The following is a 12071-nucleotide window of genomic DNA, read 5'->3' on the forward strand; positions in this document are numbered from 1 at the left end:
TCTTTTTTGTTAAGAATGAATGCTTTTTAAAAAATCAATTTCTAACTCTAGCATCTTTTTTTGACGAGGTTTTACTTTCCTTACGGGAACTCCAGCGTAAATATACCAATCATCTAAACTCTCTTTTACCATACTCATCGCGCCGACTGCCGTACCTTCTCCTACAGTTACATTTGGAAAAACAATAGAATTAGCACCAATAATCACATGTTTTTTTAAAATAACTTTTTCTGCTTTCACATCCCTATATTGATTCGGGACGGTTGGCCCCATTAATGTATTTCCACTGAAATCATCAAGTACTGCATATACAATTGTTTTAGCTGAGATGTTTGCAAAATCATGCATTTCAATCCCAACTTCCCCTCCATATAACGCTGTATACGCTGATATGTGCGAATAACTTCCAATTGTGATTTTGCCACTTAAAATGCAAAAATCATCAATTCTTACATGATTACCAATTGATATAGCACCCGGATTATATATACTTGCTTTTTTACTAATCAATACATTTTTCCCAACAGATAAAAACCCAATTTTCTTTAGTTCTTCTTGACTATAAAAACTATTCATCTACCAACACCACCTTCTGCTCTAAACAGATTACAATTTGCTCTACTAGTTCTTTCGTCATTCCTTCCCATAAAGGTAAACTTACGATTCGTTTAGCTATTTTATTCGTTTTTGTTAAATCTGTAGACTTATAGTTTTTAAAAAGAACTTGTTGGTGGCAAGATGGTGAAAAGTATAATCTAGCTTCTATTTTCTGTTTTTTCAGTTCTTCTATTACTTGTATGTTGCGAACTTCTTCTGGACAAATGATAGGCATAAATTGGTGAATAACTGCTTCTGTCTTTTGGACTTTCCACCCTTTTTTCATTAACCCAGTATTTTGTAACAACTGTTTATACCATTCAGAAATACGGGTGCGTTCTTTTAATTTTTGATCCCACTTTTTTATAGTCGCAATCCCAATAGCTGCTGCGTATTCAGACATTTTACAATTAAACCCCATCATCGTGCATTCACGATTTTTATCAAATCCGAAATTCCCCATTCTTTTAATACGTTGTATATCTTCTTCGTTTTTACTATATATGAGCCCTCCTTCACCAATTCCGAACGGCTTTGTTGCATGAAAGCTATATACGATCATTCCACTAAAATCTTGACCGTAATGCATCCCTCTATTCATTAATCCAAATCCCGGTGCCGCATCTACGACAACCGGAATCCCCTTCTTCTCTAATTCTTCATATTCTTCTAAGTTCATCCATGATCCAAAAGTGGCGTACGGGACAACAATCGCAACCTCTTCTTTTAATTCTTCTATCTTATCCAAAAGTACCGTTTTATCCATATACCAATCATCTATTGAAATATCAATAAAGTAAGGTTCCAATCCACACCAAATAGCGGCTAAGGCAGTCGCAGGGAATGTAAAGCTAGGCATGAGAGCATACTTTCCCTTTCTTCTTTTCTTTAGTTGAATAGCCGCCATTAACCCTAACGTTGCGTTTGCTACTGTTGTAACAGCTCCCCTGTTTTGAAAAAATACCGACATAATTGTTTCCTCAAAACGTTGATTTATAGGTCCATAATTCGTATATATGTGAGATGTATCAATTTCCTTCAATTCGTCCAAATACTCAATTACAGGTACAGTTGAAGCACGTAAAAAAGGAATATTCTCCATATCTATCTATTCCTTCCTATCATTTTCGGACAATATAGAGCATATCTGTTTCAGATAATCCAAATTTCCTAGCACTTTTCATTCCTTGTTTTTCCGCTATGTTATATAATTCCACCTTAAATCCTGCATTCATTAATCGTTGAATAAATCCCGATTGATTATAAATTCTCACATGATCTTCTTGACCAAAAGCTAATTTCCTCAATTGTGGTGTTACAATTAATTCATTCTCTACAATAAAATCTACATTCATTACGATTGGTACTTGAATAATTCCCCATCCATTTGGCTTTAACACTCTATATAACTCTCGCATTGCTTTGTCATCATCAGGAACGTGTTCTAACACATGGCTACATAATATTACATCAAAGGTATTACTATCATATGTAATCCTTGTAACATCAATTTCCTTCATTAATGGATCCTTTGGTTCTAAGTCACCACATACGTACGTAATATTTTTATACTCGTTAAACCAATCTCTTAACTTCGCTTCAGGTGCAATATGAAGCATAGTATAGTTTCTATTTAACAAGTCTGTTTCCGTTTCAATGTATGTACGATACAATCTTTCACGATCCATCGAATTACAAACTGGACATATCCCTGTATCTTTATTCCACATCTCAAATTTATATTTCGGAAAATCATAATGTGCTGGCCAAGGTGAAAATTTTTCAAATTGTTGATTGCAATATTGACAATAACAGAATTCTTTCTCAAACATGTGAGCAACTAATTTGTGTAACCCTTTTTTTATCTTTTCATTATAAATTTGATCTATTTCGCCGTTTCTTACTGCATCCTTAACTATAAATCCCGCATTTTCTAAACAATAAGATAAACTCTCTTTATACTCACTTTCAGAACTTAAAAATCCACTATTATATGCATCTATAATTAATTCAATCCACTCTTCAATTGTCATTAACATAAAATGCATTTGTTTTTGATTTTGTCCACTATGTTGTCTAAAATAACTAAGAGGTTCTTGTATATAAACTACTTTTCCTTTTCTCATCATATCTATCCAAGTTGCAATATCATTAATAGCAGAATAAGCCTTTCCTTTAAAATACCCAAACTTACCTTCAAACAAATCCCGATTAAACAAAACAGTTGTCGGCTCACCAACTATATTTTTTAAGTTTTTTAACATATAATTCCCTAATTCTTTTCCTTCAAAAAGTGTTGTTTCTTTCGCGATTTTCATATTCAATGTTGAAGGTGGTAATATCTCTCCATTCTCATCAATCAGTTCACGATATGACGTCACAAATGAAATGTTTTCTAATGCCAAAAAGTATTTCATCATTCTCTCGATCTTTTCATGATGAAATAAGTCATCATCTAATAAAAAGTTTATATAATCCCCATTCGCAAGTTCTATACACTTATTAAAGTTTTCAGCAACTAATGGCGTTTCATTTTTAACATATGTAATACACTCATATTCACGTAAGTACGGTTGAATCATAACATTGACTTCATTATTTGTACTGTCGTCAGAAATAATAATTTCTATATTTTCATATGTTTGATTCAGAGCACTGTTGAGCGCTAATTCCAAGTAATAAGGTCTATTGTATGCAGGAATAAGTATACTTACTTTCGGTAAAGAAGAATTATTATTTATATGCTGTTTTTTCTTTTCTATATTTATTTTCTTTCCTCTAATTTTTTGGTAATAGTCTAATGTATATAATATCGATGATGGAACTATCCTTCTTGCATAATCTAGAAAATTAGTTATCGCTTTGTCTAAATCTTTTTCGTTGGATAAGAAACCATATTTTTCTCCCGCTATAATACTGTGTGAAAAATCTTCTAACCCATCCATCATTTTATTAGATTCATTTAACTGTTGATCTGGATGTAATCGAAAGTAACTAAGTGTCTCTGCTATATATACTGCTTTTCCTTCACTTAATAAAGATAACCATGAAGCTATATCTACATTACATAAATACCGCCTCTTATCAAAAATCCCATACGGTTCTTGTAACTCATTTTTACGAAATAAAACTGTTGTTGGTTCTCCAATATAATTTTTTTGATCCACAATTACCTTATTTCCTAATTCTATTCCCTCTATAATCGTATCCTCTTCAAATAAACGGACAGTTGAATAAATATGTCGTAGTTCTTTCCCTTTATCATCAATTACTTGACGATGAGATGTTACTAGCTTAATTTCATTATCTAGATCATTGAAAAAATACTTCATCATCTTTTCAATTTTATTCACATGAAATATATCATCATCCATTAAAAAATTTATATACTCACCGTTCGCTTCATGAAATAACATTAGCGCATTTTCAAATTGTCCGAGAGTTGATCTGTTTTTTATATAAATAATATTTAAATGATCACATAAATATTTTTGTAACACCTTTTCTGTTTCGTCATTCGTGCTGTCATCTCCAACTATAATTTCTATATTAGGGTACGTTTGTTCTAACACACTACATAACGCCTTTTCAAAGTAGCGAGGACGATTATACGTAGGAATTAACACACTTACCAACGGAAGTTGCTCTACGACCTCTTCAATTCTTTCAATACGATTTCTCATTTTAACTCTCTCACCTCTTCGCATATTATTTATATACGCGACACAAAAATCACATTACTTTAACTGTATGGAGCCTATATACTTTTATGCAAACATGAAACAAAATATCATACTTTTCGTTCCTGAATAAACATATTTAATAACGCGGACATTTTATTTGCACCTTTTTTATTCATATGATCACTATCATAAAAATCATCCTCACAAAATAATGGCGAATCAAATAGATCTATGATTTGAAAAGAATATTGAGTTTGAAACTCATTTATAACTTTATAAAAATCTTCTTTTAATTTCTTACTACTACAATTGAAATAATGTGAAGTAACAGGGAATACAACAATTAATGGCTTTATATCGTTTTTTAATAGTAATTCTAAATATTTCTTAAAAATCATTTTATTTTCAACTAAAGTATGAGGATACGCCAATTTAGCGTGTGAAGCTGCTCTTATTTTCCCGTGTTCTTCAAAAGGAATGTGAAGAGGAGTGGTATTCCACTCAGCATTTATCCAAGGCAGTATCAATGATTCATCTTTTAGTTCGTCTAATAAAATATATTCAAAATGCAAATTAAAAATAGAAAAAAGTGGTTTCGGAGTATTTAGATGTAAGAATCCATCCGTGGGTAAAGGAGAATAAACTACAGTATGATGACCATCTTGAAACAATGGATAATATACTTTGTGAATTCTATATGATTCAGATGATAACGACATATCAAAGTAAAACGAGAAATAAGCTATTCCTATTAAACAATATTGAAATGAATGAGTGTTTGATAGAAGTTGTGACGCTATTAAATAATCATAGTATAGATCTTGAGATGGAAGTGTTAATTTTATTGACTTTTTTGAGAGGAGCTCCGTACTTATGCCACAATGTGGATAAGACAAACCGGTAGCAAACAATTCATACGTCGGATCACTCTTTGCTTTTTTTATAGAAATGTATAAAGACATAAGATCCGGATTTATTTGATAGATAGAAATTAATTTATCCTTCCATTCATACATGTATTTTGTTAAATTAATAATTTTTGAACTTTGTACGCCCCTATTTATCAAGTCATTTGTAAGTTTTTCTGCGTCCCCTCTCCAAATGACTATATATTGAAAAGAACTTTCTATACGAACAACATTTGAAACGTCTACAACATGAACTATTGTTTTACATTTATTTTTGTCTAACGTATTTCGAATCCTATCCCCTGATAATTCATCACTTAAAACAATGATTTTAAATTGCTCCTTCATGTACATCCCCTCCATTATATGTATAATATGAAATTCATTTTTAATTCGTAACAATCATATACACCTGCAATCTAACAAAAAAATAGCTCCACCATTAGGCGTAGCTATTTTTACAATTATTGCTTATTCAAATCATATTCCTTTATCTAACTCATAAAGTTTACGATACTTTTCATTTTCTTTCAGAAGTTGTTTATGGCTACCTTGCATGACAATTTGGCCACGATCAAGGAATATTACTTCGTCTACATGTTCTATTCCTACAAGATGGTGCGTAATCCAAATAACCGTCTTTTCTTCCGTTGCAGAAAACATTGTTTCAATTAAAGACAATTCTGTTTTTGGATCTAAACCGATAGTCGGTTCATCAAGTACAATAATTGGTGTTTCTTGCATAAGAGTTCTAGCAAAAGCAACCCTTTGTCTTTCCCCACCAGAAAACCGTTTTCCCATTTCATGCATTTTTGTTTGTAATCCGGCTGGAAGAGAAGTAATATGTGAAGCTAATTGTGCCTTCTCTAAAGCTTTCCATATCTCTTCATCCGTCGCCTCTGGTTTGCCGATTCTCACATTATTTCCAATTGTCGTATCAAACAAATGTGGCTTTTGATTTAATACAGAAATATATTTAGATAAAAGATTCGTATGAGCTCGTTTACCATTCAATACAACTTTGCCATTTACTGGGCTTAACGCACCTGTTAATAATTTTAGTAAAGTAGATTTCCCTGTCCCACTCCTGCCTAAAATAGCAATTTTCTTCCCTGCTTTTATTTGTAATGATACGTCTTTTAATACAATCTCGTTACTATCTGGATAACTATACGATACGTGATTCAGTTCAATATCTACATGTTTTGGTTCAATGTAATCTTTCTCCTCCTGCAAATCCATTTCATCATGTAAAACACTATCACTTTCTACGCGATTAAGACGATGAGTAGATTCTACATACGACGGGATTCGATCGATGGCATCTGCAATAGGAATAAGCGCGTTCGTTACAGATAAAGTCATTAATACGAAAGCTGCGATTACGGTTGGAGCAATTTGTTCGCTTGCCGCTTCATTCCCAGTCCATATAATCATCGAAATAACTACAATACCTACTACTAATTGAATGATACTGTCCCGAATATGATACCAGCGTTTCACTCTCTTTTCTATTTTTAACAACTGATCATTTTGTTTTACATACTCATTAATAAATTCACCTTTACGACCACTCGCCTGCCAATCAGATAATCCAAAAACAGCATCCGTCAGTTGTTGATACAAACGGCTTCTACCTTGCTTCAAAGTAACATGGTGTTTCTTCATTAAAAGTAATGATACAAACGGAAGAAGAAACACGATAATAGCTAACATACAACCTACAATAAGTGCAAACACAAGGTCAAATGCACCGATAACAAGTACGAAGATACTATAAACAACTAGCGCTAATATGCTAGGGAATATTGTACGTAAATATAGGTTTTGCAAATGCTCTATATCTTCGGATAACACTCCTAACATATCACCCGTTTGAAATCGAGAACGAAAAAATAACGCCTGTGGTTCTACTATTCTATATAGTTTCGTTCTCATTTTTTCTAATATACGTAGTACGACATCATGTCCGACTAAGCGCTCTATATAATGAAACACAGCTTGCCCTATACTAAACGCTCTTGTTGCAACAATAGGAACATATACAGCCATTACATTTTCTGGTCTAAGGGCAGATTTTGAGATCAAATAACCTGAAATAAAAAGTAACATCGCTCCTGAACTAACTCCAAGAAGACCAAGGAAAATAGTTAAAGTCATTCTACCTTTATTTTGTTTTATATAAGGTTTAACCCAGTTGCTCATTTCTCTCCCCTCTCTTCCCTATGAAAATGTAATGTCTCATTCTCTAAAAGTTCTTCATACGTCCCACTTTCTTTCATTTCCCCTTTATTTAAAATAAGGATATGGTCCATTTGTTTCATCCAATGTAGACGGTGGGTTGCTAAAAATACTAATTTTCCATTAAATAGACGTAACATCGCTTGCTTTATTTCAAATTCGGTTTCAATATCAAGATGTGCCGTAGGCTCATCTAATAAAATGATTGGTTTTTTACTTAAAAGTGCACGCGCCATAGCAACACGCTGTTCTTGTCCGCCACTTAGCATACGTCCACCTTCTCCAATTCTTTCGTGCATCCCATTTGGAAGTGATGTAACGAGTGAACGAAGGCCGACTTCATTAATAACTCTTTCAACTTCTTCATCTGTTGCATTTGTTTCATAAAAACGAATGTTATCCTTTAATGAAAGCGGAAAAATATAAGGTTGCTGCGGAATGTAAGCAATATTTTTTTGCCAATCTTCACGAGTAGATCCATCAACTTCTAGACCATTTACTAACATCTTTCCACTCGAAGGAGATAAAAACCCGGCTAATACGTCGATTAACGTCGATTTCCCCGCACCACTTTCACCAATAACACCAATAGCACCGTTACCTTCCCAAGTAACATTAATCCTTTCTAATATAGCCTTCTCAGATTCAGTATTATTAACTTTGATATCTTGTAATTTCAAGCTACTAGAGGCATTCCATACTATATCTTCATTTAAATCTTTCTTTTCTATTCCTTTTTGTTGTTGCAAAATCTCTTCTATTTGCTCCATCGCAATTTGTCCATCTAATGTCGCATGATAATTTGCTCCCACTTGTTTAATCGGCAGAAAATATTCCGGAGCTAAAATCAAAATTGTAAGGGCTGGTAATAGTATAATCGTTCCATCTATTAAGCGTATCCCTAATCCAACTGCCACAAACGCGATTGATAAACTCGTAAAGAAATCTAATGCAAAAGAAGAAAGAAAAGCAACTCGCAAAGTACGCATCGTTGCTTTTCTATATCTTTTACTTACTTTTTCAATCTTTCCTTCGTGCTGTTCACTTTTCCCTAAATACTTTAATGTTTCTAAACCTTTTAACGTATCTACAAAATGGTTCGAAAGTACACGATATATCTCATACTGACTATCTGCCATTTTTTGCGCTGCTAATCCGAGAAGAATCATAAATATGATCACGATAGGAATCGTTACAACTAAAATGATTCCAGACTCAATATCTAGCGTAAAAACATATAGTACAATTAGACCTGGAACGATACTGCTTCTAATCATTTTAGGAATCGTTAATTCAATATATGTTTTAAATTTCTCAATCCCCTCAATTGATAAGGTAACCAGATGACCAGTTCCAACCGTTTGAACATACCTTGGACCTAATGTGAAATATGCCTCTATCAATTGTTTTCTTAGTAACGACCCTGTTTTTTCGGCAAAACGTTCCACTAATATTTGTGATGTTCGAACTACTATGTTACGCGCTGCAAACGCGATACCAAAATAAACAATTTCACTTAATATTGTTTGTACTGTCTCTCCATGAAATAAAAACGTAATAGCTCGTGCTAAAAAGATTGTTTGCGCAATAATACTAAAAGCTTCTAAAATACTAATAATCGTTAACGCTACATATAAAATACGGCTACCGGGATAAGACGGAAGTCCTCTTTTTCTTTTCATTAGTACTCCAAATCGTTGTCTGACTTAACAGGTTGTCTAAATACATAATAACTCCATATTTGACTTCCGATAACGAAAGGCAAAATAGCAATCGCAAAGTAAGTCATAAGTTTTAATGCATAAGCTCCTGATGCTGCGTTGTAAATTGTCAAATCATTCATTGCTCCTAAAGAGCTAATCATAACACGTGGGAACATACCGATAAATACACTCGCACTTAGTAAAATGATTGTTAAACTCGTCATAAAGAAAGCCCAACCATCTCTTCTTCTTTTATTTAATAAAGTGGACACTAATAGTGCTACAAAAGCTCCGATTGGTACCATAATCCATTCTGTTCCATGAGCAGTGAAAATGTCGGTTTTCCATAACCCCACACCAGCAAAAACAAGAAGTGTAATTAATGAAAATGGTGCAATTTTTATTGCAGCAATTCGTGCACGTTCTCTCAATTTACCAGTTGTACGTATCGTAAGAAATTGTAATCCGTGAACAATACATAGTAGGAGAAACATTACTCCCCCAAGTAACGCAAATGGATGAAGTAATTGCAGGAATCCACCTACAACATTTTTACTCTCATCAATAGGTACACCTACCATAAAGTTTGCAATCGCAACTCCCCAAAGGATAGGAGGTAACATACTTCCAATAAACATCCCCCAATCCCACGCACTCTTCCATTTATGATTATCTATTTTCGCACGAAATTTAAAGGAAACACCTCTTAAAATTAAAGCAAGAAGCATAAATACAAACGGAATATAAAAACCACTAAATAAAGTTGCATACCAGTGCGGAAATGCCGCAAACATGGCTCCACCAGCACAAACAAGCCATACTTCATTCGCGTGCCAGAACGGTCCTATTGTATTTAAGTAAACTCGTTTTTCAAAATCATTCTTTCCTAAAAACCTCGAAACCATTCCTACCCCAAAGTCGAAACCTTCCAGTACGAAGAATCCAACAAATAAGATTGCAATAACTAAAAACCATAACTCATTAAGAGATAACATACTCTTCCTCCTTATCAAATGGATCATGGCTTTGATAATCCTTTTTCGTTTTCTTATTCGTGTGGCCCTTAATGGTACGAACAAATAAGTACACACAAATTCCACCCATAATTAAATACATTGATGTGAATGAAATAAGTGAGAATAATACTTCACCGAATGTTACATTTGGTGATACAGCATCTTCTGTTTTCATTACACCAAATACAACCCAAGGTTGACGACCCATTTCAGTCATAATCCACCCTACTGTATTACCGATGAATGGAAGAGAAATTGCATACACCATTAATTTTAAATACCACGTTTTTTCAGCTAAACGATCTTTTCTTGATAAGAACCATCCGTAAGCTCCTAGAAGAAGCATGAATGTTCCACTCATTACCATCGCTCTAAAACTCCAAAACATTGTATGCACTGGAGGAATATAATCCCCAGGTCCATATTTTTCTTCATATTGTTTTTGAATTTGATTCATCCCTTCAACTTGACCGCTAAACTTATCATACGATAATAGACTTAGCATATAAGGGATTTGAATTTCAAACGAATTTTCTTTCTTCTCTGTATCAATTTTCGAAAATACTGTAAATGGCGCTGGATCCTCACTTGTATTCCATAGTGCTTCAGCTGCCGCCATCTTCATTGGATGTGTCTTAATTAATTGTTGCGCTTGTGCATGACCGAAGAATAATACAAGCGCCGTTGTAATTGTTCCAACAATGATAGAAATTCGGAAAGATTTTTTAAATACTACAGTTTCTTGTCCTTTTGTAATTTTCCATGCACTTACACCCGCAATAAAGAATGCACCTGTTGCAATTGCTGCTGTAATTGTATGCGGGAATTGCACCCATAGTTGTGGGTTTTGAATAATGGCTAAGAAATCATTCATTTGTGCACGACCATCAGCTGCCATTTCATACCCGACAGGTGACTGCATAAATGCACTTGCAGTTAAAATCCAGAATGCTGATAACATCGTTCCAATTGAAAGGAGCCAAATACACATTAAGTGAATTCGCTTCGGTAATTTATCCTCACCGAATACCCATAAACCTAGGAATGTAGACTCAATGAAAAATGCCAGTAATCCTTCAATTGCAAGTGAGGGACCAAATACATCACCTACAAAACGTGAATACGTTGACCAGTTCATACCAAACTGAAATTCTTGTAAAATACCTGTTACTACACCTACTGCAAAGTTAATAAGGAATAATTGCGTCCAAAACTTTGCCATCTTCTTATATACTTCTTGCCCTTTTACCACATACAACGTTTGCATTATCGCAATAATAAAAGCTAAACCAATTGACAGCGGAACAAAAAAGTAATGGAAAATCGTTGTTGATGCGAACTGTATTCGTGCCAATTCGAGCGTTTCCATACTAAAATCACTTCCTTCATAGTTTTTATAATCAAAGTTAATTGAGCAATCTTATCAAACTCAATTATTAAGAAATACGAAAAGACAAAAACATTTTGTATGTATTGTCGAAAAATACGAAGTTTCAGTTTTTCAAACTATTTCAATGCTAATTTTTACCTTTTCACTATTTCTGTAGTGTTTTATTCGTTAATCGAATTGTATAATATACCTGCATAGTAAATTCAGGTTATTTTTGACGTATTATTGACATCATTTTGTCTGAAATATGTCTTTTGTCATTTTTTTGAATCATATTTTCCTCATTAGCAAAATATGTTTTTTCAATATACGGCTTACTTTTATATCTATAAAACAATCGTTTTTTCTTCATACACTTGACTTTCACCCGAAAAAATGTCCTCACAACCACCCTCGATAAATGCTTATTTTTTGTCAAGAGAAAAATATATTTCCAAAATTCAAACTCGAAATAATGTTATTCAAAAATAGAAAATAGCTTCCCTCTTCCTCGACTAAAAGTTCATTCTTTTGTCATTTTTCCATAACAAATA

Annotated in this window: 8 protein-coding genes; all 8 read right to left on the bottom strand. The window is 33.5% G+C overall.

Features of this window, described 5'->3' with window-relative positions; translation table 11 throughout:
• Positions 1-9: 9 nt before the first annotated feature.
• A complete protein-coding gene (locus ACYFX0_RS14195) occupies positions 10-576 on the bottom strand; it encodes an acyltransferase (RefSeq protein WP_001084172.1) in 567 nt (188 codons plus the stop codon).
• On the bottom strand, positions 569-1699 hold the full coding sequence (locus ACYFX0_RS14200; protein ID WP_000427951.1) for a DegT/DnrJ/EryC1/StrS aminotransferase family protein: 1131 nt from the start codon (positions 1697-1699) through the stop codon (positions 569-571). The genes ACYFX0_RS14195 and ACYFX0_RS14200 overlap by 8 nt, the downstream gene beginning before the upstream one ends.
• Positions 1700-1718: 19 nt before the next feature.
• Positions 1719-4280 (bottom strand): glycosyltransferase, encoded by a 2562-nt coding sequence (locus tag ACYFX0_RS14205; protein WP_001245915.1) that lies wholly within the window; start codon positions 4278-4280, stop codon positions 1719-1721.
• A gap of 107 nt (positions 4281-4387) precedes the next feature.
• Entirely contained in the window at positions 4388-5536 is a 1149-nt protein-coding gene (locus tag ACYFX0_RS14210) for a hypothetical protein (RefSeq protein WP_000662898.1), read from the bottom strand.
• 132 nt (positions 5537-5668) lie between these two features.
• Positions 5669-7393, bottom strand: coding sequence for a thiol reductant ABC exporter subunit CydC (cydC, locus tag ACYFX0_RS14215; protein ID WP_016077848.1), 1725 nt, complete (start codon positions 7391-7393; stop codon positions 5669-5671).
• Positions 7390-9111 carry a thiol reductant ABC exporter subunit CydD gene (cydD, locus tag ACYFX0_RS14220; protein ID WP_000824030.1) on the bottom strand — a complete coding sequence of 574 codons (1722 nt, stop codon included), beginning with the start codon at positions 9109-9111 and terminating at the stop codon, positions 7390-7392. Before cydD ends, cydC begins: the two co-directional genes overlap by 4 nt.
• Positions 9111-10127, bottom strand: a complete 1017-nt coding sequence (gene cydB, locus ACYFX0_RS14225; RefSeq protein ID WP_000950083.1) for a cytochrome d ubiquinol oxidase subunit II — start codon at positions 10125-10127, stop codon at positions 9111-9113. Before cydB ends, cydD begins: the two co-directional genes overlap by 1 nt.
• On the bottom strand, positions 10114-11517 hold the full coding sequence (gene cydA / locus ACYFX0_RS14230) for a cytochrome ubiquinol oxidase subunit I (protein ID WP_000448870.1): 1404 nt from the start codon (positions 11515-11517) through the stop codon (positions 10114-10116). The genes cydB and cydA overlap by 14 nt, the downstream gene beginning before the upstream one ends.
• Positions 11518-12071 lie beyond the last annotated feature (554 nt).

The organism is Bacillus sp. NEAU-Y102 (assembly GCF_054788175.1).

Coding starts and splice junctions, on each gene's coding strand:
- ACYFX0_RS14210 (WP_000662898.1), bottom strand. CDS start 5,536: ATGAAGGAGCAATTTAAAATCATTGTTTTAAGTGATGAATTATCAGGG.
- ACYFX0_RS14205 (WP_001245915.1), bottom strand. CDS start 4,280: ATGAGAAATCGTATTGAAAGAATTGAAGAGGTCGTAGAGCAACTTCCG.
- ACYFX0_RS14195 (WP_001084172.1), bottom strand. CDS start 576: ATGAATAGTTTTTATAGTCAAGAAGAACTAAAGAAAATTGGGTTTTTA.
- cydB (WP_000950083.1), bottom strand. CDS start 10,127: ATGTTATCTCTTAATGAGTTATGGTTTTTAGTTATTGCAATCTTATTT.
- cydC (WP_016077848.1), bottom strand. CDS start 7,393: ATGAGCAACTGGGTTAAACCTTATATAAAACAAAATAAAGGTAGAATG.
- ACYFX0_RS14200 (WP_000427951.1), bottom strand. CDS start 1,699: ATGGAGAATATTCCTTTTTTACGTGCTTCAACTGTACCTGTAATTGAG.
- cydA (WP_000448870.1), bottom strand. CDS start 11,517: ATGGAAACGCTCGAATTGGCACGAATACAGTTCGCATCAACAACGATT.
- cydD (WP_000824030.1), bottom strand. CDS start 9,111: ATGAAAAGAAAAAGAGGACTTCCGTCTTATCCCGGTAGCCGTATTTTA.